Origin of the sequence: Levilactobacillus lindianensis, assembly GCF_003946095.1 — a bacterium.
Lineage (GTDB): Bacteria > Bacillota > Bacilli > Lactobacillales > Lactobacillaceae > Levilactobacillus > Levilactobacillus lindianensis.
Genome location: NZ_RHOD01000017.1, coordinates 18,817 through 43,167 on the forward strand (window position 1 = coordinate 18,817; position 24,351 = coordinate 43,167).

Annotated in this window: 26 protein-coding genes; 9 read left to right on the plus strand and 17 right to left on the minus strand. The window is 49.7% G+C overall.

From position 1 onward, the window contains the following. Window positions 1-5: 5 nt before the first annotated feature. The 4 genes from EKM70_RS07825 to EKM70_RS07840 all read right to left on the minus strand — a co-directional run bounded on the left by EKM70_RS07825 (window position 6) and on the right by EKM70_RS07840 (window position 3,761). Window positions 6-407 carry a WxL domain-containing protein gene (locus EKM70_RS07825; RefSeq protein WP_125546772.1) on the minus strand — a complete coding sequence of 134 codons (402 nt, stop codon included), beginning with the start codon at window positions 405-407 and terminating at the stop codon, window positions 6-8. Between the two features lie 241 nt (window positions 408-648). Next, a complete protein-coding gene (locus EKM70_RS07830; RefSeq protein WP_125546774.1) occupies window positions 649-1,824 on the minus strand; it encodes a DUF998 domain-containing protein in 1,176 nt (391 codons plus the stop codon). A gap of 195 nt (window positions 1,825-2,019) precedes the next feature. Next, on the minus strand, window positions 2,020-2,883 hold the full coding sequence (locus EKM70_RS07835; protein WP_125546776.1) for an aldo/keto reductase: 864 nt from the start codon (window positions 2,881-2,883) through the stop codon (window positions 2,020-2,022). Continuing rightward, window positions 2,883-3,761, minus strand: coding sequence for an aldo/keto reductase (locus EKM70_RS07840; RefSeq protein WP_125546778.1), 879 nt, complete (start codon window positions 3,759-3,761; stop codon window positions 2,883-2,885). Before EKM70_RS07840 ends, EKM70_RS07835 begins: the two co-directional genes overlap by 1 nt. Before the next feature lie 115 nt (window positions 3,762-3,876). On the opposite strand from EKM70_RS07840, the gene EKM70_RS07845 reads away from it, so the two are divergent. Together EKM70_RS07845 and EKM70_RS07850 are read left to right on the plus strand one after the other, a co-directional pair. Beyond that, entirely contained in the window at window positions 3,877-4,758 is an 882-nt protein-coding gene (locus EKM70_RS07845; RefSeq protein WP_125546780.1) for a LysR family transcriptional regulator, read from the plus strand. A gap of 90 nt (window positions 4,759-4,848) precedes the next feature. Beyond that, complete coding sequence (locus tag EKM70_RS07850; RefSeq protein ID WP_125546782.1) at window positions 4,849-5,889, plus strand: zinc-binding dehydrogenase; 1,041 nt, start codon at window positions 4,849-4,851, stop codon at window positions 5,887-5,889. Window positions 5,890-5,996: 107 nt separating this feature from the next. On the opposite strand, the gene EKM70_RS07855 is transcribed toward EKM70_RS07850, so the two are convergent. Both EKM70_RS07855 and EKM70_RS07860 read right to left on the minus strand, forming a co-directional pair. Beyond that, a complete protein-coding gene (locus EKM70_RS07855; RefSeq protein WP_125546784.1) occupies window positions 5,997-7,217 on the minus strand; it encodes a hypothetical protein in 1,221 nt (406 codons plus the stop codon). A gap of 248 nt (window positions 7,218-7,465) precedes the next feature. Continuing rightward, window positions 7,466-8,041 (minus strand): NADPH-dependent F420 reductase, encoded by a 576-nt coding sequence (locus EKM70_RS07860; protein ID WP_125546786.1) that lies wholly within the window; start codon window positions 8,039-8,041, stop codon window positions 7,466-7,468. A 359-nt stretch (window positions 8,042-8,400) separates the two neighbouring features. Here EKM70_RS07860 and EKM70_RS07865 point away from each other — a divergent pair, with 359 nt between their 5' ends. The 5 genes from EKM70_RS07865 (at window position 8,401) to EKM70_RS07885 (ending at window position 13,735) form a co-directional block, all read left to right on the plus strand. Next, complete coding sequence (locus tag EKM70_RS07865) at window positions 8,401-8,829, plus strand: Rrf2 family transcriptional regulator (protein WP_125546788.1); 429 nt, start codon at window positions 8,401-8,403, stop codon at window positions 8,827-8,829. A 588-nt stretch (window positions 8,830-9,417) separates the two neighbouring features. After that, the gene (locus tag EKM70_RS07870) at window positions 9,418-10,143 is read left to right on the plus strand and encodes a WxL domain-containing protein (protein ID WP_125546790.1); all 726 of its coding nucleotides are present in this window, start codon (window positions 9,418-9,420) and stop codon (window positions 10,141-10,143) included. A gap of 37 nt (window positions 10,144-10,180) precedes the next feature. Then, complete coding sequence (locus tag EKM70_RS07875; RefSeq protein ID WP_125546791.1) at window positions 10,181-11,212, plus strand: DUF916 and DUF3324 domain-containing protein; 1,032 nt, start codon at window positions 10,181-10,183, stop codon at window positions 11,210-11,212. 19 nt (window positions 11,213-11,231) lie between these two features. Continuing rightward, window positions 11,232-12,692 carry an Ig-like domain-containing protein gene (locus tag EKM70_RS07880; protein WP_125546793.1) on the plus strand — a complete coding sequence of 487 codons (1,461 nt, stop codon included), beginning with the start codon at window positions 11,232-11,234 and terminating at the stop codon, window positions 12,690-12,692. A gap of 176 nt (window positions 12,693-12,868) precedes the next feature. Further along, window positions 12,869-13,735 carry an alpha/beta hydrolase gene (locus EKM70_RS07885; protein ID WP_125546795.1) on the plus strand — a complete coding sequence of 289 codons (867 nt, stop codon included), beginning with the start codon at window positions 12,869-12,871 and terminating at the stop codon, window positions 13,733-13,735. A gap of 61 nt (window positions 13,736-13,796) precedes the next feature. Here EKM70_RS07885 and EKM70_RS07890 read toward each other — a convergent pair whose 3' ends face one another. The 7 genes from EKM70_RS07890 to EKM70_RS07910 all read right to left on the minus strand — a co-directional run bounded on the left by EKM70_RS07890 (window position 13,797) and on the right by EKM70_RS07910 (window position 20,414). After that, window positions 13,797-14,927 carry a GGDEF domain-containing protein gene (locus EKM70_RS07890; protein ID WP_125546797.1) on the minus strand — a complete coding sequence of 377 codons (1,131 nt, stop codon included), beginning with the start codon at window positions 14,925-14,927 and terminating at the stop codon, window positions 13,797-13,799. 207 nt (window positions 14,928-15,134) lie between these two features. Next, a complete protein-coding gene (locus tag EKM70_RS11415) occupies window positions 15,135-15,296 on the minus strand; it encodes a hypothetical protein (protein ID WP_164506358.1) in 162 nt (53 codons plus the stop codon). 153 nt (window positions 15,297-15,449) lie between these two features. Further along, a complete protein-coding gene (locus EKM70_RS11655; protein WP_404819866.1) occupies window positions 15,450-15,578 on the minus strand; it encodes a hypothetical protein in 129 nt (42 codons plus the stop codon). A gap of 17 nt (window positions 15,579-15,595) precedes the next feature. Then, entirely contained in the window at window positions 15,596-16,456 is an 861-nt protein-coding gene (locus EKM70_RS07895; protein WP_318531968.1) for an NADP-dependent oxidoreductase, read from the minus strand. A gap of 340 nt (window positions 16,457-16,796) precedes the next feature. Continuing rightward, window positions 16,797-19,256 carry a phosphoketolase family protein gene (locus EKM70_RS07900; RefSeq protein ID WP_125546799.1) on the minus strand — a complete coding sequence of 820 codons (2,460 nt, stop codon included), beginning with the start codon at window positions 19,254-19,256 and terminating at the stop codon, window positions 16,797-16,799. A 538-nt stretch (window positions 19,257-19,794) separates the two neighbouring features. Beyond that, a complete protein-coding gene (locus tag EKM70_RS07905) occupies window positions 19,795-20,112 on the minus strand; it encodes a type II toxin-antitoxin system YafQ family toxin (RefSeq protein ID WP_125546801.1) in 318 nt (105 codons plus the stop codon). Continuing rightward, a complete protein-coding gene (locus EKM70_RS07910) occupies window positions 20,112-20,414 on the minus strand; it encodes a type II toxin-antitoxin system RelB/DinJ family antitoxin (protein WP_164506359.1) in 303 nt (100 codons plus the stop codon). The genes EKM70_RS07905 and EKM70_RS07910 overlap by 1 nt, the downstream gene beginning before the upstream one ends. Before the next feature lie 316 nt (window positions 20,415-20,730). Between EKM70_RS07910 and EKM70_RS07915 the strand changes: the two genes are divergently transcribed. Further along, window positions 20,731-21,375 (plus strand): glutathione binding-like protein, encoded by a 645-nt coding sequence (locus EKM70_RS07915; protein WP_125546805.1) that lies wholly within the window; start codon window positions 20,731-20,733, stop codon window positions 21,373-21,375. A gap of 49 nt (window positions 21,376-21,424) precedes the next feature. Here the strand turns inward: EKM70_RS07915 and EKM70_RS07920 are convergent, their stop codons facing one another. The 4 genes from EKM70_RS07920 to EKM70_RS07935 all read right to left on the minus strand — a co-directional run bounded on the left by EKM70_RS07920 (window position 21,425) and on the right by EKM70_RS07935 (window position 23,177). Then, on the minus strand, window positions 21,425-21,688 hold the full coding sequence (locus tag EKM70_RS07920; protein WP_125546807.1) for a Txe/YoeB family addiction module toxin: 264 nt from the start codon (window positions 21,686-21,688) through the stop codon (window positions 21,425-21,427). Next, window positions 21,685-21,951, minus strand: coding sequence for a type II toxin-antitoxin system Phd/YefM family antitoxin (locus EKM70_RS07925; RefSeq protein WP_125546809.1), 267 nt, complete (start codon window positions 21,949-21,951; stop codon window positions 21,685-21,687). Before EKM70_RS07925 ends, EKM70_RS07920 begins: the two co-directional genes overlap by 4 nt. A gap of 135 nt (window positions 21,952-22,086) precedes the next feature. Beyond that, a complete protein-coding gene (locus EKM70_RS07930; protein ID WP_225416407.1) occupies window positions 22,087-22,671 on the minus strand; it encodes a DJ-1/PfpI family protein in 585 nt (194 codons plus the stop codon). A gap of 41 nt (window positions 22,672-22,712) precedes the next feature. Then, on the minus strand, window positions 22,713-23,177 hold the full coding sequence (locus EKM70_RS07935) for a VOC family protein (protein WP_125546810.1): 465 nt from the start codon (window positions 23,175-23,177) through the stop codon (window positions 22,713-22,715). A 222-nt stretch (window positions 23,178-23,399) separates the two neighbouring features. Here EKM70_RS07935 and EKM70_RS07940 point away from each other — a divergent pair, with 222 nt between their 5' ends. Further along, window positions 23,400-24,329 (plus strand): tyrosine-protein phosphatase, encoded by a 930-nt coding sequence (locus EKM70_RS07940; protein ID WP_125546812.1) that lies wholly within the window; start codon window positions 23,400-23,402, stop codon window positions 24,327-24,329. Window positions 24,330-24,351 lie beyond the last annotated feature (22 nt).

Genomic DNA, 24,351 nt, shown 5'->3' on the forward strand with positions numbered 1-24,351 from the left:
ACAACTTACGACACACTGTTGGTCAGCGTCCAGGTAATCGTCCCCGAATAACTATCGGCAACCACACTACCAGAAGCCTTCAAAACCAGGCCGTTACTAGTCGTCCACCCACTTGAGATATCTACGGGTAGATGATCCCCAGTCGTATGGGTCAACACGGGCGACGCCGTCTTCCCAATCGGCGTCGCAATCCCGCTATTCCGGTAGGCCACGGTGGCGGCCAATTGCTTTCCAGTCTTATCTCCCGTGAAACCAGAATCGCCCAGTTGGGCCATCAAGGTCCATTGGGATCCCAAGCTCCGATTGTCTTGAACCGCCAAGCTCTGGTCGGCAGTTGCCGCGTAAGTGGTGGCAATCCCCGTCAAGACGTGGCTCCCGAAATCAACACTACTGGGAAGTGACGACACATTTTGAAGACAACCCTTCTCGACTGATCTTCCGCCCTTTCCAGTGTTATTTTGAACACAGACTTCCTGTTAAATTCCTTATTCAGACCAGGCAGACTACCCCTCGTCAGCCTTCATTTAGCCATTTTTAAAATTGTCCAAAACAAAATAATTGTGGCGGTTATTAGTTAAGACTCTCTTTCTTGCCAAAATTGGATTCAAAAAAAGCCAGCCGCAAATTTTGCGACTGGCCAACTTACATCTAGTTATTTTCCTTTGTCTGAACAATCTTCCCCGCTGTTCCAGTGTTGATCAGGTTCTCGATCCGGTCTAGTAGCATCAACAGCCACCCGAAGGCCAAAACAAACGCCATCATCTCAAAAGCTGTCAATGAGAAGTAGCCGACCCACCGGAAGAGCACTTCCGCGACAAACAGCGCCGCGCCGACTCCATAGGAGAGATACAAGAATTCCTGGGTAACCTGCGGGAGCAGCCAGCGAACGCCCACAATTAGCGCAATGATGAGGTAGACCAGAAAGGTGGCCACCTGATCATGCAGGGCGTGAGACGATACGTTGTTGGGAAAGACCCCAACGAGTCCCAGATCCACCGCCGTCAACGTTAACAAGATACGGAGAATCCATAACTGACGAGACTTGGGGAAAAACTCCTGGAGACTGACAAAGAGGTAGTCGATGAGGGCAATCATCAGTAACGCCGCAAAGATCAGCGTGGCATTGAATTGCCACCCACTCGAAGACGCATTGTTCGTTCCCAAAAAGCTCAGGTTGTGTTGCCACCAATACCGCTGGTTGTTCACCGCCATCGCAATAACCACCCCACTAATAATGACCAGGGTCAAAACGGTCGTCAGAACCCCTGCATCCACCATCAAGGCAAAATACACCATGACGAGGTTCACGACCGCACTGAAGACCATGAAAATCACACTGGCCGTGAAAATATCAAAGATGGCCCCCTTGAAAAGGGTGCCGAGAAGCCACATGCTTCCACTCAACATGAGCACCACAATTAGGGCAAAGGACAGCACAATCACCGGAAAATTTCGCCAATAGATATTCTGGGTGAAATGATTGCGCGGATTGTTACGGTCCCGGATGAAGAACCCCGCAAACAACAGGGTTCCCACGACCGTCCCAATGACAATGATCCCCGTCGCCAGTGAGTTCTCGCCCACCAACTGAACCGCGTGTAATCCCTGACTAATGCAGTAGATAAAATACCCGATCGCCGATAGGAGAGCCAGCACCAACGGCCACACCAACACGCGACCTTGAAAAATCTGAAGCCGCGGTTCGGCGAATTGGACCACGAGGCGGTCCCGCTTCACCACCAGCTTCACCGGTGTGTCCTGATCCAACTTGAGCTGATCACTCACGTCAGTTGGTAATTTCAATTGAAACTCGTCTTTCTTCATGCCGTCCCCCATTAATTTCGTTATACAATGATCCTTATTATAACAAAGACCCTCACCAATGAAGCGAAAGATTTAGGGGCACACCTACGGCTAACCAAAAGGGACCGAGATAGATTCTCGGTCCCCACGTATGTCTCACACGGACGCCCCAAGGCAGCTAATTCCACCTTTGGTCACCTGCCATGACACAAGCGTCTAGTCGTCAGCATGAACGTCAAAAGCTTTCAACAACATGTCCTGAACACCCGGAGCATCAGGATCATGCATCCCCTGGCCCTTATCCAACGCCACCAGGCTAGCCATTTCATCGTCCGTCAACGTAAAGTCAAAGATATCCAGGTTACTCTTAATCCGTGCCGCGTGGACCGACTTAGGAAAGACAATAATTCCTAGTTGATTTTCAAAACGGAGAATAATCTGGCCCACATCCTTGCCGTACTTCTTAGCCAATGCCGTGATCACCGGATCAGTCAACAGGGATTGATTACCTTGGCCCAGGGGTGCCCAGGCTTCTACCTTGACGTCTGCGGGGTCTAACAACCCGCATAAGGCCTTCTGCTGGGTATATGGGTTCCATTCTACCTGATTGACGGCTGGCATCGTGGTGAAGCTAGGAACGAACTTCTGCCAGATCTTGGGTGTCATGTTGGAAACTCCGATCGACCGAATCTTTCCAGCTTTTTGGGCCTCTTCCATGGCCCGCCAAGCACCCGGCACGTCGCCATAGGGTTGGTGAATCAGGTAAAGATCCAGGTAATCCATCCCCAACTTCTTCAAAGAAACATCGATGGCTTTCTTAGCGGGTTCGTAGCCAAAGTCTTGGAGCCAGAGTTTGCTGGTTACCCAGATATCTTCACGCGCCACGTCACTGTTGGCAATGGCTTGGCCAACTTCATTTTCATTAAAGTAAGCCACGGCCGTATCGATGTGCCGGTAACCGGCCTTTAAGGCCTCCGTAACAGCCTTGTAAGTCGACCCATCGGCGGGAATTTGGAAAGTCCCAAAGCCAATTGCCGGAATCTCATGGCCATCATTTAATTTAATCGTCGGTGTTGTCATTAGTCGTTGCTTCCTTTCTTCAATTGGGCCAGGCTGGCGCCAAAGATCTGTTCGATCGTGACTGGATCACGGTGATCGAAGAACTGGCTCTCGTTGCGGTCCAAGCTCGTCATCAGTTTCATTTCAGCCGGGGTGAGTTCAAAATCAAACACATCCATATTCTCAATCATTCGTTCACGATGGACGGACTTGGGAATAACGGTAATGCCGCGTTGGAGCAGCCACCGCAAGATGACCTGCCCCGTGGTCTTACCGTGAGCCTGGGCAATCTGCGCGATGGTGTCATTGGTAAAGACGCCATGCTTCCCCTCGGCAAACGGCGCCCAAGCTTCAACACGAACGTCCTCACCTTGGTTAAAGGTCACTTCAGTCGACTGTTGATACCAAGGGTTAACCTCGATCTGGTTAATCACAGGTTGCACATCCATGGTTAATTCCAAATTCTTCAGTTGGTCGGCATAGAAGTTCGACACGCCGATCGCCCGAATCTTACCGGCATGGTAGGCTTCTTCTAGGGCCCGCCAAGCCCCCATGGTGTCGCCATAAGGTTGGTGCAACAGGTAAAGATCCAAGTAATCCAGACCCAAGCGTTCCAAGGAGGCATCGATACCAGCCTTAGCTCGTTCATAGGTGAATTCGGACACCCACAATTTAGAGGTAATGAATAACTCTTTCCGGTCAATGCCACTCTTCTTAATGGCCCGACCCACGGCTTCTTCATTTTGGTAGGCAGTTGCGGTGTCAATCAGGCGATAGCCCACCTCTAAGGCATTGGTGACGGCGTCCTCACAGTCTGTCAAGTCCGGCACTTGGAACACCCCAAAGCCAAGTTGTGGCATCTTCACGTCATTCTTCAAAGTAATCATTGGTACAGTCATATGAACAAGTTCCTTCCGTTTATCTGATGTCACCACTATAGTCTCAAACCAATCGGTTGAAAATTACCAGATAAGCATGCTAGTATACGAGTAGCGTATACTAGGAGCTGAGCAGATGTTAGATAACTACTTATTAGAAGAATTGGCGACCTTCGCCACCACTGGTACCCTAGCGGAAACCGCGGCAAAACTGAACGTCACGCAACCCACGGTGACCCGCGGCATGCAAAAACTGGAAGACGATCTGGGCGTCCAACTCTTCATTCGCCAACCCAATCGGATCACACTGACGGCCACGGGTGAGCTGGCCGCTAAGGAGGCCCACCGACTGATTACCGCTAACCATGAGGCTGTCGAACGCATTCGCCATTTTGAACAGAGTCAGCGATCCCTACGACTAGCCGCGACGGTGCCGGGACCACTGATCTTGTTAGACACGCTCGCCGAAGAATTGCCAACCACGGTGTCGCTTGAACATCGACTTCTGCCAACCGTTTCGGCCCAACTCTTGTTACACAACAACTATGACCTCCTCTTTACCACGAGGCCCCTTAAGGATTCGGTAATCGCCACGCAACGCATTGGCGTCGAAAGACTGGCGGTCGCCCTCAATCGTTTCATGATTCAGGCCAACCAATCCACGGTCACTTTCGCCGATCTGGCTGGCCTCAGCTTCGTGGTCGCCAGCGATATTGGGACGTGGCGCAATATTATTCAAAGTGAGATTCCGCATGCCAAGTTCTTCTATCAGGAACAACGATCGGCATTGGCCGAAATCACCAAGTATTCGGACTTCCCTTACTTCACCACTAACCTCGGCGGCACGGATGTCAAGCTACCAGCTCCCGATAACGACAGTGATGACGATAACCGCGTTCGCCGTCCCATCTCCGATGACAGCGCCCAACAGCCTATCTATGCCGCCTATCTCCGGGGTAACGAATCCCGAGTGCGTCCCGTCCTGACGACCTTGAAGACCCACTGGCCAGCCGACTAGTCCCTATAGTGTGGGGTGAACATCCTTTACTTAGTTCGCGAAAAACTTTAGTATTTACAATGTAAACATTTTTAAGGAGGAAAACTATCTATGAAATCTACTGTCTTTATGGAACCGGGCAAAGTTGCCATTGAAAATGTCGACAAGCCTGCGCTTCAAGCCGACGACGATGTCATCATTCACGTTGTTCGGACCTGCGTCTGTGGCTCTGACCTGTGGGCCTACCGTGGACTAGAAGATAAGGCTAAGCACTCCGAAAATACGGGGCACGAAGCCATCGGGATTGTCGAAGAAGTCGGTTCTGCCATCACCACGGTCGTACCTGGTGACTTCGTCATTGCGCCATTTACACATGGCTGTGGTCACTGTGCTGCTTGTCGTGCCGGCTTCGACGGCGGGTGCCAGAACCACACTGACAACTTTAGTGCCGGTGTCCAGGCCGAATACATTCGTTACCAACACGGTGAGTGGGCCCTCATCAAGATTCCTGGCCAACCAGCCGACTATTCCGAGGACATGCTGGACTCTCTGTTAACCTTGGCTGATGTCATGGCCACCGGCTATCATGCCGCTCGCGTGGCCAACGTCAAGACAGGTGACACGGTAGTCGTTGTCGGTGATGGTGCCGTTGGTCTGTGTGGCGTGATTGCCGCTCAGATGCGTGGTGCCAAGCGAATCATTGCCATGAGTCGGCACGGAGATCGGCAAAAATTGGCTACTGAATTTGGGGCAACGGATATCGTGGCTGACCGTGGTGACGAGGCCGTTGCCAAAGTCATGGCTCTGACCAACAATGCTGGTGCCGATGCCGTTCTCGAATGTGTCGGTACTGAATTGTCCAACGACACGGCCATGAAGGTTGCCCGTCCCGGCGCCATCGTCGGCCGGGTAGGTCTGCCTCATGAACCTAAGATGGACATGACCAACTCCTTCTACAGCAACACGATCATTGCCGGCGGCCCCGCTTCGGTTACCACCTATGACAAGCAAGTTCTGTTGAAGGCCGTTCTGGATGGCGACATTCACCCTGGTAAGGTCTTCACCCAATCCTTTAGTCTCGATGATATCGACGCTGGTTACCAAGCCATGACTGACCGTAAGGCAATTAAAGCTTTGATCAAGGTCGACTAACACTTTAAAATTTTAAGTTGAACACACAAAGACACCGAATCAGTCTCCGAAACGAGATTGATTCGGTGTCTTTTGATCAAGCTCTAGCAGTTAAAAACCAAGTGAATTCAGTGCTTTTGCATCCGCAATCCAATCACACCTGCGAGTAAACTACCAGCCAATAAGGCCAGCCCCACTAATCGAAATTCGACAGGCGTGTGGCGTTCACTCGTTTGTGGTAAGGTAGCGGACTTCGTCATGAGACCCGGACGCGTCACATTGGTATTTCCAGAATGACTCGTGCTGTGGCTAGCAGTTGTGATCGCGGATTGACCACCGTGGTGAACCGATGTCGTCACCGTCGGATGACTCGGCGTGGTGACACTTGGCTGCTGCGGAATCTCTGGAATTTCGGCTCCTGGTTCTTCGACACCAGGGACTTCAGGGTGTCCTGGTTCCTCAACACCAGGTTCTTCGGGATAAGGTTCTTCCCCAGGATATTCTGGATGTGGATATTCTGGGTATGGTTCCTCAACGCCGGGAACTTCAGGATAAGGTTCACCGCCTGGCTCTTCAACCCCAGGTTCTTCAGGGTAAGGCTCCTCAACACCGGGTTCTTCAGGGTTGGGTTCCTCAATACCAGGTTCTTCGACACCGGGTTCCTCAGGGTAAGGTTCCTCAATACCAGGTTCGTCGACGCCAGGTTCCTCAGGGTAAGGTTCCTCGACGCCGGGTTCTTCAGGGTATGGTTCCTCGACACCCGGTGCTTCTACCCCAGGTTCTTCAGGATAGGGTTCCTCAACGCCAGGTTCCTCGGGATAAGGTTCCTCAGTGCCGGGTTCTTCCGGCCCTGGTGCCGTAACGGGTGGCTGTATCTCTTCTTGTTCATCATGAGCGCCATAAGCTTCAACGTTGATAAACCCTCTCTTGCTAATACCTTGCGAAGAGAAGTAATTGTTGAAAATAACCTGTCCAACCAGTGAGCCCTTGGTGACAAAAATTTCGCCGACTGTACCAATCCCAATATTTGACCCCATTGGGAATGAACGTGTGCGCGTTATCCGAACGTTAGCTGGAAAATAGAAATACATATAATCGCCACTGTTAATGCGAATATCATTGCTAACTGCCCATTTATACTCGACACGATAACCTTCGTCTAGCGGTAATTCCGCCGTATGTGAGTACACCGTCTTGTCCGGATAATGGACAATTCGCGCATCCTCGGCCGAAACACCACTCGCTCTAATCTCCTTAGCCTTGGCTTGGGCGGTTGTTCCCCCGAAGAAAACGAACATGGCTAGTCCGGAGGTAATCAACAACCCCAATTTCTTTAAATTACCTCTCATTTTAAAACCTCCTCTTTCGACTCCTCATTGACCCTGCCGAACACCCCAAACTTAGCACCTTTATACTCGAGGTGTTATTCATAAGGCCAATTAGTAAGTCTTACTAGCATACATTTTTAGGATGGGTAACTACCATTAATCACCTGGTCTAACTCCAACAAAGAAAAAAGCGTGAGGCCATATCCGCCTCACGCTTTCGTTTATTTCTATTTAAATTCTCAGTCGTATTGCCCTAGTCACGGTCACGGCTATTTCAAGACTGCGAAACCACCGGTCCAGCCGATCTGTTCACTGGCAGCCAACGTCATCTGTAAGAAACCAACACTTTCGAGTTCACGAGCCCGCTTCAATGACCCAGCATTCACGAAGGCCACCCCACTGTCAGTCAAGGCATCTGCCAACTGTTGCTTAGCAGCATCATCATCCCCAGCAGCCATCACCGTCGTCTGTTCCTTGTCGCTCACCTTGCGACTCATTAAAGTAGCGGCGAAGGTCGTGTTGAAGGCCTTGATCACCTTAGAATCTGGTAACAAGCCAGCCAATTGGGCGGCAGCCGAACTGTCTGCGGGAACTTCTAAGCTATCCCAAGTGTCAAAGTTCAGTGGGTTAGAAATATCGACAACGACCTTGCCAGCCAAGGCATCCTTGTTGGCCTTAGCAATGCTCAAGGCGGCGTTGTAAGGAACGGCCAGGACTACGATGTCACCTAAGTTCTCAACGGGATCCTTGGAGTCGATGAAAGCGACCTGATTGCCACCCTGTTTGAAAACGTCACCGATTGCGGAACCCATGTTACCTTTACCAAAAATCGTAATTGCTGCCATAATGCATACCCCCTGATCGGTTTTTATATTTTGTATTATTTTTAAGTACACTTTAGAGAATAGAACACTTGCGATTGAAAGTCAATTCTTTTGTATTCGGTTTGCCGATCTTTTTTGAGGAATGTTGCCAGTCGTGGTTAAGCTGACCAGGTCACTTCTAGTGGCAAACTGTCACATCCATTGCGGAAAACAGCGGTCAGTGAAAGGTGAAGTTGAAGAAATAAAAATAAATCATCATTTTACCTGACTTTTAGCCAGAACTGTTATAGAATATAATACAGAAATGAATAACTAACTCGCATCCAACGTGTCGGCTAGTTGTTTGACACGATCCAACTTACTAAAAAAGGAGGTCGCTCATGGCTAACACCCAGTTCAGCGATACCATTCACGTCCTGGTCTACATTGCTTACTTCGAGGGGAAGAAGATGACTAGCCAAGAAATTGCCAGCAGTCTTGAAACCTCCCCGAGTCTCATTCGGAAAATCATGGCCAACCTGAAGCACCACGGCCTGTTAGCCCCCACTCATGGACCCACACAGTTAGCCCTGGCCCGTGACCCGGCGACGATTACCCTCCGTGATATTTACGCGACGCTTCCCAACCAAGCGCCACTCCTAAATGTCGACTCGCACACCTCGAAAAATTGCCCCGTGGGGAAGACCGTTCCACCGGTTCTCACCCACTACTACCAAGAAATCCAAGCGGCCGCTGAAGCCAAGATGGCCAAGATTTCTCTTCAAGACGTCCTCAACGACGTCACTTTGATGCAACGCCTAGCAGAATAGAACGTCCCACCCGAAGCGCCGACAATTGTCGGCGCTTCTTTTTTTGCAATATGAGCCACTACGCAGGAGAAAATGAACGACCCATTCTATCCTAGGCAGCAGATCAGATGATTCCATGCCAAAACGCAAGTCGTAAAAACTCAGTAGAAACAATCCACAACTAACGTGTTGGCAATCAGCAATCTTAGCCGGAGGAGGCCAGGGATGGAGCCGGCCGTGGAGGTAGCGTTAGACTGAGTGATTTTCTCGGCCTTACGCTACGGGCGACTTTGAAGACCCGCGTTCCCGGTGGGGATTCAAATCGAGCGAGAAGCCTGGTCCTCAGGCTGAAGCGTCCCCACAGCAGGCGGAATCCCTGGCAGCCGCAGGCGGCCAACTTGAACTAAAGTTACCACCCACCTCAATTGTCCCACTGAACAATCCAACTTTTACCAGTTAGTATACGTAATTTCTTAAGCACACCCTTTTGATACTTGCTCGGACCATCCCCTGCTAGGATAAAGTTGCCGCCAAGAGAATGGGTCCGAATCCAGGCCTAAAGAAGTTGTCACTGCAGTTATTTTTTCGTATAGATTGGAGGTAAATACCATGCGTGTCATGAAATTAGTGAGTGGTATTGGAGGCAGCGTTGCCATTACAATGCTGGCTCTGGCCCTCACCCCTTTAGTAGCGCTCGCTTCGGGTCCTGGGACTTCTACCAGTAACTTGACGAACGTTTCTAGCGGCTACGTGGCAGACAGCACGGGAGGTGCCGAGGCCATGTCCAACGCCGAATTTACCGTTACGCCTGGGCCCCTGAGTCTGAATCAGGTGCCTAACATCGTCTTCGGTAGCGTTAGCGTCAAAGACGTTGCGTCGGCCGATACCAGCGCACCACTCTCGACAGGTACCCCAACCGGGGGCACCGGCTATGATGGCAATAACAATGGCACATTGAATGTTACCGACTACCGTGGTGACCATGACGGCTGGTCTCTAACCGTCGGCATGAGTCCCTTTACATCGGGGGCCAACAGCATTACCAATGCTCAGCTGACACTCGATGAAACGGCAGGAACCCTGGATAACACAGCTACCGCTGCCCCAATGAGTCTGACCCTGTCACAATCCGCCGTAACTAACGACTGGATTAGCAGTCCAAAGACGCTATGGACCGCAGCTGCTAACTCCGGTGAAGGTAGCAACAGTGCCACCACTGCAGCTTCTAGTAAATTAACGATTACAAAGCAACCAGACGTCTCCGCTGGGACTTACAACGCGACACTGTACTGGGCATTGCAGAATGCTCCTGCAGCCACTACGCCAGCTCAATAAGAGATACGCCTAGCTGTCGACGAAGGTGGGGCTGACTATGAAATTAAGATGGTTTAACTGGTGCCTCCTGGTCTTAGCTGTGGCCGGCGGATTGTTCGCCGGGTTTCCTGCGTTGGGTAAAGCCGCGCAGACGCCACCCACGAACTTCTTTGCCACACCACTCCTACCCAAGAACCAACTCACCACAAAAGCGGGATATTTTGATTTAAAGGTGATGCCTGGAACGACTCAAAATTTGAAATTGGCCGTCACCAACCCTGGGAATAAGCAAAAGACGTTGCAGGTCATCCCCGTCAACGCCACGACTGCCGACTCGGGCAACGCCGTATACGTGCCGTCCAATCGGACCGACCCTTCGGCACAAACGACCTTTACCAAGATGACTTCAGGCGCCGTGACTGTCACGCTTGCCCCTCATCAGGGGAAGACCGTGACCTTTAAAACCACCATTCCCACCAACGGATTCCAAGGTGAGGTCTTAGGTGGGCTCTTTGTGACGGACCCGCAAGCGAGTGCCGCCGCAATCAAGAACGGGGGCTCCTCGAGCTTCCGCCTGCATAATCGCTATGCCGTGGTCACCGCAGTTGCCCTGTGGTGCCACCCGAACCAACGCCTAACCACGATGCTTAAGCTGGGCAAAGTCACCATCGCCAATCCCGACACAAACCCTATGGTCCAAGCTCAGATTCGTAACCTCACCCCTGCACTCTTCGGGGACTTGCAGGGAACCGCACGAATTACGAGTGCGAAGACAGGCAAGCAAGTTGCCCGTCAGGATCTAAAGAATGGGTCGATGGCGCCCAATAGCTGGTTTAATTATGGTGTGCCACTGGGGAACAAGCCCCTGGCTGCCGGTCAGTACACACTCAATCTTCACCTGACCAGTGGCAAGCGGGTCTGGGACTTCAGTCATTCCTTCTCGTTAACTAAGAAGGAAGCGCGCGAGCACAACACCATGGTGCGACCAGAACATGGCGTGGACTGGTGGTTCTGGCTTCTCCTGGCACTCCTACTGGCCTTGTTAATCTTCGGTGCTTACTGGTTAGGCAAACGGCGCTCACGTTCGTAACTTCGGGAGGTGTTAGACGATGCGTAATTGGAAACGATTACTAAAAATGGGGCTATTGGGACTGATCATGGTGATTGGTTCTCTGAGTCTCTGGGTTCCCGCCCAAGCGGCATCTTCCGCCCCACAAACACCGACGTCATCTCCCGTGTCAATTATGGGGATCAACTTAGCTGGAGGTTTTACCCAACAGCCTTTGGACTCTAACCAGATTTCTGGTCACAGTGTGACACTGGCTGCTCAAGGTACCCGGAACATTTTGGAAGCTGCCACCAACCCCTTTGGAAGTCGGAAGTACGTTTGGTGGGAATCGACTGATGACGGTGACACGTATACAACGGTTGGGTCAAATAGCACAACCTACACCTTCACCGCCCCTAACGTCACCCAACCAACCGAACTGCTCTTCCAAGTCGAGTATGACTTTACCGGAATTGGGCTCTTCTACAACGAATGGTCACGGATTGCAGCCGTCGAAGTCGAACCCAGTCGGGTACCTGCAACGGCCATCAAGGTCACAGCCGATAAGACTTATCTGAATAACGGCGATACGACCTTGGTTCACGCGGCTCTGACGCCCAGCAACTCCACCGACCAGGTCACCTGGACCAGTAGTGATCCGAGTCTCGCCACGGTTGATGACTACGGCGACGTCACGGCAACCAGCGTCTCCAGTAAGACCGATGGCACCGCGGATGACCACGGAACCGTCACAATTACTGGTAAGGTTAATGGCTACAGTGACAACGTCAAGATTGCCATCGGGGCCCTCCAAAACGTCAATACAGTTGAGGGCAAGGCGGCGACATTTACGCTCAAGGACATTCCGGACGGGGTTACCGTCAATAATTGGTATCGTGTGGAGGACGGCCAGAGTACCGCGCTGAATTCCACCGATACCAGCTATACGATTAATAATCCCACCCAAGCTGGCGATGACGGCACGTCCTACTACGCCGTGTTAAATTACACGGTCAATGGCAGTACGAAGACCATCACCACGAACTCCGCGAGGTTGAGTGTCGAAAAGAGTGGCTTGATCTCTTTGACTGCCGTGCCCGACTTCAACTTTGGCGATATTGATCTGCTTGATCTGAGTCAGGGAACCACCCTTGATAACCTCGATGCGCTGGCCGATGGGGCGGCCTACGATGGTAACAGTAACGGGGGGCTCTCCGTTATGGACAGTCGTGACACTGGGGGCGCCTGGACGTTAACTGCAACCTTGCAGCCATTCGGTTTTGTGGGGAGCGATGGCGGGCAACTGGGATCCACTAGCCTGGACCTCTACGACCCCAACAATCGCTTGGACAAAACGATTCCGGCCAACGGTCAAGCGACAGCGATCTACACGTCTAGCGACTACGACGGGCAGGTCTGGGACGTCAGCAACAGCCAACTCGATATGGGACCTAGTCCCCTAGCGAGTGACGGTAGCTACGAAAGTTCCGTTACCTGGACGTTAACGGTCGCACCAAGCTGAGTTGTGACCTTAAAAAGCCAGGATTGCGCCTGTAATGGGCGGGACCCTGGCTTTTTGTTTGGCCAATTCTATCAAATTAGTCCCTTTTTCCTAATCAGCAGTGCTATTCTAATCTCTGTAAATGTGATTCTAGAAAACTGAGGGGCGATTATTTGCCCACCAAAGAAGGTTATTCAATGAACGAAGCTGAACAAGAACGGACCGATCATGCCAAGAAAACCCGAGTGATCAGTTCCGAACACTGGCAATCTGAACAAATCCGCAAAGAAGTCTTTACGGATAGCCATCAGAATCAATCGACCGTCATCATTCATGAACCCAACTACGTCCCCGCCCAGGGACTTATTATTGACTTTCACGGGAGTGGCTTCGTCCATCGCCACAACGACAACGATACTTATTTCTGCAAACGGATCGGCAATGCCACCGATTACACCGTGCTCGATTTTGACTACCCGTTAGCCCCAGAACATCCCTTTCCAGCGGCTCTCGATGCCTGCGATCAGTTCGTACAACACGTCCAGGCCCACTACCAGGACTACTGTGCCGCTCCCCAACAACGCCTGGTTCTAATCGGACACAGTGCTGGAGGGAACCTGGTGATTGGCACCCAGATGCGCGCTTTGTCGCGGCAACAACCCGTTGCCACGCTGGCCATTCTCGACTACCCGGCACTGGATCTCGATACCAATCCCGATGACAAGTCCTACCCTGAGGGAGCGGTCATTCCACCCGAAGTCGCCAAACGTTTCAACCGTTTCTATCGGGCGAACGTCCCACTGGGTAATCCGTATGTCTCACCCGTTCTGGCCAAACGTGACGCCTTAATTGGCTTCCCACCGACCATCATCCACACCGCCGATCACGACACCCTAGCCGCTGAGGCCGAAAACTTTGGCCAGCACCTCATCGCGGCGAATGTCACGGTCACGATGCATCGCTACCTGAACTCTCTGCATGGCTTTACGGTGGGCGAAACCGGAGAAGGCCAAGCCTCGTTTCTAGCAATGGTCCGTCACATCCGCCAGCTTAATTTAAGTTGATTAAAAGGCGTCAATTCCGTTCATTGGAATTGACGCCTTCTGTCTGTCATAACTTATTGGGCTAGGCCACGGTAATCTGCATCCGCCCGTGTCGTTTGGAGTGATACAGGTTACGGTCCACGCGATTGTAGAAGTCCATCGGTGATTGGTCATCTCTAACCACCGCTGAGACGCCAACTGAAATCGTGACATTAAACTTGTGCGTTCCGGACTGAATCTCGAGGTGCGTAACGGCCTCAAAAATTTCATCGACCACCGGTTTGACATCCGCAACTTCAGTTCCAGGGAAGAGAATGTTGAACTCCTCGCCCCCGGTACGATAGAAGGTCGCCGGCAACGCGCTAGCATCTAAGACTTTTTGCACGGTCGCCGCTACCTCGCGCAGGACTAGGTCACCCACCGAATGGCCATAGGTGTCGTTGAATAGTTTGAAATGGTCGATGTCAAACATCATCATTGACAACGGCTGGTTGTCTGAGCGGCTACGGTGGAAATACTCATCCATGGCATCGGTATACGCCGCGAAGTTTTCGGTCTGGGTCAAGGCATCGTGACTGGCAAAGCGGGCTAACCGAACTTTGAGCTCACTATCGTGTGCCAGCATGGTGACGTAGAGATACAGGAGCACCTCAAAGATAAACAAGTAGAGCCACTCTTGTCCAAAGACCGTCCAGGAAAAGTTGAACTTCAACTTCATCCAGAACCACAGTAAGCCTCCAAAGGGTACGGTAACCAGCAAGTACAATAGAATTGAATCGCGCTTCGTGTGGCACTTGATTCGCGTCTCATTGAGCACCCAGAAGAACGTCATCAAGGTGAGCGCGTGGCCCCAGGACTGCCAGTACCCTAACGACCCGTTAAAGATCATGTAAATTAAGATAATCGGAATAAAAAAGTAATACGATACGTGAATATTGAGGAAGTAAGCACAGAAGACCACCGCAATTAGCTGAAAATTCATGAATTGCCATGAGGTGCTAGTGCCGGCCACGAGCGACTGAATACTGAAAACGAAGACCAGCATATAAACCACACCATACCAGGTGTTCACGACATCGTCTGTGACCTTGAATCGTCGCTGATGGACCCAGGAGACTAGCCAGTTATACGTGACCCAGTAAAGCGTCAACACGCCAAGAATAAAAAATACGCCCGTGACGAAAGGTGGAACCTGCCAGTGGGACCATGTCATTGCTAAAACCCTTCTTCTTTTAGAATAATTCGATTGTCTCAACCGAACTGTCCGCCAATAAGGCGCACTTATATAGTAATATAGGCGCTTTACAAGAAGAAAACTATAACCAGAATAGGGTAAGTGTTGTTAGCTGTGAATATTCTGATAGGAATATTGGATTAGTAGGTTAACCACCTTGAATTAGTGGTCGTTTACCCGAAATGGCTACTTGGGCTGGATACCGCCAATGTTTTGGCTGAAGACCACCAAGCAAAAACCAGTTAATGCCGTCAATGAAGCCGTCGTATCGGATAGGAAGAATCCCCCCACCATCGTCACGATGCCAACCCCAATAAATATTGCGCCCACTAGCTTGTGTCGCCGCATGCTCCTCGTCCTCCCACAATCTGTCTTCAAATCATTGGCTTAACTTTAACAGACAAGACTGATAGAAGATACCAAAGCGGCTTACAAATGCTGTTATATCAACGTTTACACAACATTTACACAATTCATATTAAATCGCGACATTCTGCTAGACTAATCCGCAAATCGAATCAGAACTTTCCCTTTCGCATGCCCATGCAGGACCAGATCCAACGCCTGGTTGATCTCTGATAACTTAAAGACCGTCGGGTCAATCGCTGGCGCGAGGTGTTGGGCGGTCACAAGCCGGGAGACCTCAGCTAACTGAGCCCCAGAACTCTGAACGAAAATAAAGCGGTAAGACGCACCAACTCGCTTGGTTTGGCGTCTAATCGTAATCCGGCAAACGTAAATAATAAGCGTTTGAAGGCCGATAACTGCTGGGCGACCGCGAACTGCCGGTTAGGCCCCATGACCAGTGAGAGCAACTGGCCCCCGGACTTGAGAACGGCCAACTCATGGTCCAATTCCCTAGGTCCAATCGTATCAATCACATAATCTACCTTACCCAAGGTTTCCCAATAGTTCTCCTGCCGGTAGTCAAAGTACTGGTCCGCACCCAATTCAAGGGCGGCTGCCCTGCCACGCGCATTCCCGCTGACGGCGACGGTTAACCCCATCGCCTTGGCCACTGGAATCGCCATCTGGCCAAAGGAACCCGATCCCCCAGGAATCATGACCGATTCCCCGGCATGAGCGTCTAAGACGTCGTGAAGGGCCTGATAAGCAGTGAGCCCCGTCAAAGGAACCGCGGCCCCATGTGCGAAGTCTAAGCTGGCTGGCATGCTGGCCAAAGCGGCCTGGTCGATAGCGACGTACTCGGCAAAGGCCCCAATCTTGGTCAGTGGCAACCGTGCATAGACTCGTTGTCCAACCGCAAAAGCCGTCACAGCTGACCCGACGGCAGACACAACCCCAGAGAACTCATTGCCCATCGTCACTGGCTTGGCGTAATCCTGAATCAATTTGACACTACCGGTCCCGATCAGACCATCTACCGGATTAACCGCCGCGACTTTAACCTTGACGAGCACGTCGTTCGCCCCAACCGTTGGTACTGGAACATCGCGTACCTCGAGTTTAAAATTTTTACTGTAGGCGCGTAATTGGGCTGCTTGCATGGGACACCATCCTTTTTGAGTTTAATCCTCAGATTTTGAGTTTAGTCTATCGTTTAGAGTTACAAAAGTCAATAAAAGTAACTTGGCAGAGTGCACTGGGCTTAAAATCCAGTCTCGGAAGGAGATCCCCGCTACGCTCGGCTCGAGACGATTCTGGTAACCTTCGCCGTGTTAACACTGACCGCCGTCACAGACTCTTGGAAACATCCGGCTATCGACAGCGCTTTGAACTAGCTCGGCACTTCATTGAAAATGGTCTCCAAGCCACCTCTGATCGCAAAAAAGGCCCCACTCATTTCTGAGTAGGACCTCCTTGTGATTACATTTTAATTAAAGAGAATTACTTCTTTAATGGCGTCCATTGCCACTTCGTAAATTCTTCAATATCGCGACCTTCGTCACGGGTAACCTTGAAATGCTTAGCTAAGATGTCATCCATCTTCTTGTCGAAGGCCTTACCGGCAGCTTCGTCAATAACACCCTTGGCGATCAAGGTGTTAACAGCATCCTTGGCTTGGTGGAAACGGTCTAATTCGGAGTATACACGCATGTCGTAGGCAGTCGTGATATCCCCATCTTCACGGTAACCGTGAACATGTAAGCCTAAGTGTTGACGTTCGTAGAATACGGATTCGATTAAGTCTTCGTACCCATGGAACCCAAAGACAACTGGGGTGCCGGATTCGCCGAACAGTGAAGTGAACTTGTCATCAGACAAGGCACGTTCTGCGTTCAGAGGGCCGTTCTTCTTTTGCAGACGTTGTAATTCAACAACGTTGACGTAACGCATCTTAACAGCTGGGAAGGCTTCGTTGATCAAGTCAACAGTAGCCAAGGTTTCGATGGTTGGTTCAACACCAGCGGAAGCAAAGACGATATCTGCATCTTCACCTTCAGCGACAGTGGAAGCCCAGTCGATTGCCTTGATACCTTCAGTAGCTAATTCTTCTGCTTCGTCTACTGAGAACCATTGTTGACGAGGTTGCTTAGAAGCCACGATGTGGTTAAGCTTTTGACGGTCAGTAAATGCCCGGTCAAAGACAGCCAATAACGTGTTCCCATCGGCTGGCAGGTACTGACGGATAAAGTCAGACTTCTTTTCAGCCAAGTGGGTCAACATACCTGGGTCTTGGTGGGTGTAACCGTTGTGGTCTTGTTGGAACACAGTCGAAGTAGAGATTAAGTTCAATGATGGGTAGTCATTCCGCCATGGTTCTGCAGCGGCTTGACGAATCCACTTGAAGTGTTGCGTAGTCATTGAATCAACAACTCGTAAGAAGGATTCGTATGACGTGAACACACCGGTACGACCAGTTAAGGTGTAACCTTCAAGCCAACCTTCAGCTTGGTGTTCTGATAATTGGGCATCCAAGATACGGCCTTCTGGGGCTTCGTATTGGTCATTTGGTTCTTCGACCTTACTCATCCATTGACGGTTCGTAATCTTGAACATTTCCCAAAGACGGTTAGACATAGTTTCATCAGGTCCGAAGATCCGGAATGATGAAGGGTTCTTCGTGGCAACGCCAGCAAAGAAGGTTGACAGAACGTTCATATCCATGTTCCGGTTGCCATCTGGCAAGTTCGTTCCACGGTTAGAATCGTTGATGTCGTTAGCGTAGTCTTTCCAGTTAGGTAAGTCTAACGTTTCTGGCTTTTCGCCACGAGCGCGACCACCGTTAGCAACTGGGTTAGCAGCCATCCGCTTGTCACCCTTAGGTGCAAAGTCAGCGACTTCTGCCTTCAAAGTACCGTCAGCGTTAAATAATTCGGCTGGCTTGTATGAGTTCATCCATTCTTCGAACTCTGGCAGTTCATCGAAATTGTTTTGGCTCAAGCCAAGTGGAACTTGATGGGCACGGAAAGAGTTTTCGATTGGTTCGCCGGCTGGGTTGTGCTTCGGACCACCCCAACCCTTTGGTAAGCGAGCGATAACAACTGGCCAAGCTGGGATAGTCCCATCTTCGTACTTGCCGTTTTCGCGGGCGTCTTTTTGGATTTGTTGGATATCAGCAATTGCCTTATCGAATAAAGCAGCAGCTTTTTCATGGTAAGTCATGTAGTCATGGATGTCGTCGTTTTCGAGGAAACGAGGTGACCAGCCCAAGCCTTCGAAGAACTTGGAAATCTTGTCATCGCTCATCCGTGAGAAGATGGTTGGGTTAGAAATCTTGAACCCGTTAACGTCCAAGATTGGTAATACGGCACCATCGTTCTTAGGGTTCAAGAACTTGATTGAGTTCCATGCAGTCATTGCAGGACCAGTTTCAACTTCCCCATCACCAACAACAGTGAAGGCAATTTCGTCTGGGTTGTCTAAGACAGCACCAGTTGCGTGGGAAAGTGAGTAACCGAGTTCTCCACCTTCGTGAAGGGAACCTGGCGTTTGGGCCGTCATGTGGGAACCAATTCCACCAGGGAATGAGAACCGCTTGTAAAGACGAGCCATACCTTCGAGGTCCTGAGTAATTTCAGGGTAAGCATCCGTGTAGGTGCCATCCAAGTATGAGTTCGTAACCATAACTTGGCCACCATGACCGGGACCACCGATATAGAACATGTTCAAGCCGTACTTGTTGATTAAACGGTTGGCGTGGGCATACAGGAAGGTTTGTCCTGAAATGGTACCCCAGTGCCCGATAGGCTTAACCTTAACGTCTTCTTTTTTGATAGGTGTATTGGTTACTGAGAACAGTGGGTTGTCCTTCAGAAAAATCATTCCACCGGAGAGGTACGTGGTAGCACGCCACCAGGCGTCAACTTTTTCCAAGTATGACTTGGAATCGTAATCTACTGTCATGAATTTTACACTCCTTCGTCTTGGTCACAAACTTCTACTAGAATTAACCCGAGTTATTAGAGGTCAATTTATGTTCTTAATGATACCAATATTTTTCAAAAAGTCAACCTTTTTGAAAATTGATACGATCCAATTATGAAATAGTTGGATTTCAGCCGGTTTTAACCGCCGTCTGGCGCGTCTTTCATCCCCACTAAAATTGATGTAATCAAAATGGAAAAGACCCGTAGGACTTGAATTGCCCTCAGCCTGACTCGGAAGCTAACCCTTCAATTGGCCGTTAGATTCCCGGCTTGACAGTCCTGAATGTCGTCTCCGACACCCAATACCACCAACCGATTATTAACAACCAACTTGTGCACAGTATACCAGAAGCGAGCCAGTTCTCGCAGTAGTTTGGCTTGTCACGGCCAACCTTTCATAGATTGCGGTCAGGAGCGGAAGCGTGGCCTTCGGGTGATGCTCTAGGCTATTGTTGCTTGTGTTAGCTCGCAAAAGCCACGGCGTCCATCTTGGAATGCCGTGGCTTCATTTTATTTCAAACTTGTTTACCAGAAGATAGTTCTTCGTGAGTTGTTATCATAACCATACGGAGACGCTTTTTGACCTCAATCTTGTAATAGATTACCAACATATCATCCATAACATGAAACTCACGATACCCCGTCCAAGGATCCTGACTTAACTCATGATCAGAATAGACATCTGGCAACTCCTCACCATTAGCCAGCAATTCAATAGTATCTATAATTGTGTCGCGTATTTCTGTGGCTTCCTCATTAGATATTTGAAATAGATTTGACAAACTGTCCATTCTCTTCACAAATGTTTTCTCAAGTCTAACTTCGTCTAGCATTAGTGAGGCCACCGAAGTCGTAGACTCTCAATGTCTGTCACCTTTTCACTATTGTCTTCTATCAATCCTAATTCCTCGGCACGAGCAATTAATAAGGCCTTCTCCACTTCAACCGGTAATTGTGAAACAGTACTCTCTGCCTTCTTTGTCGTCACAGGATAACTAAAACCTTTGTCATAGTTGAATTTTGCAATAAACATCTTGATAGCTGCTGAGGCTGTTAAACCAATCTTCTTGGCATTTTGTTCAAACTCATCCTTTTCTTTTTCATCTAAGCGAACCCCGATCTGTGCACTTGCCATCATAACCACCTCTTATTTTCGTTTAGTTTATCATGCAAATGCTAGCCTTCGCCAGCGATTAGCTTTCAATTGATGGTAAAACCCACCCCCAGTTCGAAACTTTTTTGCACGTTTGACATCGAAATACCTCTATCGACGATATGGTATACCGTAAATCCAGTCCTTTAATTAAAATCGTAATCAGCTAGTGGCACAATTCCAACGGACTTAGCCACTTCTATTTGGCGTGTCATCATCCTAACCAAGATAACTTGCTTAGGAAATCCGAAGACCCCCGCTATACTTAACACACGACAGTAAAGGAGTGTGTTCACCCATGAAATTAACGTTATTTTATGCCCCGGGTGCGAGTCCCCTGGCACCTCATATCTTGTTAGAGGAACTCGGGTTGCCCTACCATCTGGAAAAGGTGGATTTAGACGAAAAGACCTGGTCACAAGGCAACTATAATCAGTTGAATCCCAAGTCCTACGTCCCTGCCCTACAGATTGATGACCGGCCCCTGCTGACGGAGTGTGCCGTTATCCTGGAAGTAATCGGAACATTGGCAAAACCGACACCACTCCCACCATACAACACCGCCGAATACTGGGAACAACGAGTCTGGCTAAACTACATCGCTACCGAACTCCACAAGAACTTCATCTCGCCAGCACGCTATGGCAACTGGCTTCCCAATACACCGGAAACCAAGGCTGAAGTTTGGACACGAGTAAAACCGCGTCTAGCCTACGTTGAAAAAGCCTTGGCGGATCGTGGTCCCTACTTACTTGGCTGGGAATTCTCCATTGCCGATCCCTACCTGTTCGTGATGACCAATTGGATGCAACGTCTGAACTATTCCTTCGATGATTTTCCTTGGTTGAAGGCTTTTGACGCCACCATGCGCGAACGGCCAGCCGTCCAGCGGGTCCTGCAACAGGAAGGCCGACCACATTCGCTGGAAGCTAAAAAGGACTAACCGCAGTGCTTGTGATCAGTCCTTAAAATATAACAATGGTTAGACGGGGCTACTCATAGTGACTCCATGCCGAATATATTTTAACAATCTTATTTATTTCATCTGCCTGATAAACAACTCGATGCTGACTGTTGATCCTTCGTGAATATCGACTAGCCGAATAGGGCTGTAGTTTTTCAAATGACTGCGTTCGAACATAGGGATCATCCTTTAACGTCAAAACAACTTCTTCAAAGGCATCTTTCAAATGTGACTGTTTAAGCTTGCGCAAGTCTTCTTTTACAGCATGTTGTATAACAACTTTGTAACTCATAGCGAATCCCAATCAATGTGGTCAACGTCTTCAAACCCATCTTCTTCATTGGCTTCTCGCTCACGAACTTTATCCATCACGCCAACATTTTCTAGATATATTGTCTCTTGAATAGAGTCCCAATCCCTTTTGCTAATAAGCACAGCAGCTTCCTTCTCATTTCCGTTGGCTGGTTCAATAACAATTGGCTTTTTTTGGCGATTAACATCTTTAATTAAACCGTAAAAGTTCTTACGTGCGTTTGTAGGTGTGTACGTATCCATTGAGACCAGTCCTTTCTACTAACACATCTTAGCGTACGTCATGAGCGTACGTCAACCATTATGACTTCAACGATAAAGTCCTGACTAAAAAATGGTCAGAACTTTTAAACATTATTTATTTTGGTAAATGAAATGTCAACTCTTCCGCCGTATAAGGGCGGTCTGTCCGAGCGGGTCCAAATGCACCATCTGGCACCCTGATACCACAAGCTCGTGCCGCCACAATCGCAAACTCCCGGAAAATTGAAAACTGGAGGTAATGATCCCGTTGTCAGAAACCACCGGTTTGCGAACCAAATTTTCCTTAGGAATAAACGGATTCAGATCATAGGTCTCTTCAAACAAGCCACCAGTGAACTTCGTGTGATCCAGCAAGCCTGCCTTAGCCAAGAGAACTGGCGAAGACGACATGGATGCAATGATCGGCCGTTTCGCCGACACATTCAGCTGGGCTAGAAAGGCCACGTTGCGCGGATCTTCCAGAGGAATGTGGTAATTGTCGATACCTGGCAGGATCAGCAGGTCGTAATCCAACGGGTTCACCTCGGTGAAATCCTTTTGGGCCATGACCTGCAGGTGATCCTCCCCTTCATAGAGCCGACGATCGGCGCCAACCGTCGTCAGTGACCAGTCGCCCTCTTGAAAGGCCAGAATCTCAGTTAACACCGAGATTTCAAAGTTACAGAATCCCGGGTACAACATGACTAAGGAACGTTTCATTGTCACGGCCTCCAATTTTATCTGGCACGCCTATTCACAACTTACTTAGCAGCCACTAACGCTGCAATATCAATCTTCTTCATCTGCATCAGTGCCTGAACCTGTGCAGGTGTCTGCGTCAATTCAGCCATGTTAGCTGGCACAATCTGCCAGGAGATTCCAAACTGATCCTTTACCCAACCACACTGTTCGGCCTCAGAAACGTGTGAGAGTTTCTCCCAGTAATAGTCGATCTCGGACTGATCGGCACATTCAATCGTGAAGGAAATGGCCTCATTAATCCGGAAGGCCGGCCCGCCATCGAGCGCTAGAAACTTCTGCCCATTCAGATGGAATGACGCATTGAGAATCTTACCCTTCATCCCCTCAAAGTGCTTATCTAGCTTGGCATCAGGATAGTAAGTGACCTCGTCGATCGTCGAATTAGGAAAGACCTTCAAATAGTAATGAATAGCCTCGTTACAGTTATTATCAGCAAACCATAGACTAGGAACAATTTTTTTCATAATAGCCTCCTCGATAGACTTATTAGGCTCAAGCTTACCCGACAGTGAAAGCGAATTCAAGAACCAGTTAACCTGATGGTCAAACCAACACGCAAGACTGTTTTATGAACATCGTAATAGTTAAATTGTGAGAGGCCTTCACCTTTACACAATCAACATCTAGTCTTTACATCCGCCGCGTATTCTGGAAGCTGTACCAAAGAAAGAGGAGGAGTTAGCAAGATGAAAAAACGAATGAGTACCTTAGTGACTGCCCTGTTGTTGACCACCACGTTGGGTTGGCAACAACCCCTAATGTCGATCACGGCCGCCGCTAAAACCAAGACGACCCAAACGACGAAACGGACCAAGGCCAAGACGGTGAATTCCAAGTCAACCCATATCAAGCTCCAAGGCGCCTCAAATGCCCGCGACTTAGGGGGCTACATCAACAGCAAGGGACAGAAGATCAAGGTTCACCGCTTAATTCGTTCCAACAGTCTCTCGACTTTATCCAAATCCGACCAAAAGAAACTGGTCAAGACTTACCACGTCGCTACTGACGTTGACTTACGGACCATTATCGAACAAGAGAAGAGCCCTGATGTGAAGATGAAGGGCGTTAAGCTGGTTAAGGCTAACGTCTTCAAATCCTTCGGTGCCTTCCCCGACTTCTCTAAGAAGAATGCCGGCGACAAGATGATGAAGAAATCTTACCACGATGCCATCACCACGGCACAAGGACGTAAGGCTTACAAGTCACTCTTCCACCAACTTTTGAAGAACCCGAAGAACAAGGCCGTTCTGTGGCACTGTTCAGCTGGTAAGGACCGTGCCGGCATGGGAACTGTGTTGGTGCTCTCCGCCCTCAACTTCAACAAGAAGGCCATCGCGAAGGATTACTTAAAGTCCAACACCTACCTGGTCAACACCAACAAAGAAAACCTGAAGCGTCAAGAAGCTGGCTGGAAGGCCCAAGGCAAGGAATTAACCCCAACGGTCATCGCCAACTTCAAGGCCCAAAACGGCGTCAAGATGGCCTACCTGAACACCATGTACAAGGCTATCAACACGAAGTACGGTAACATGGATAACTTCCTACACAAGGGCCTTGGCTTATCCAACACTCAACTGAAACACTTACGTTCCAGCTACTTAGCACCTGCTAAGTAGTCACCTGATTCATCTTCCATAA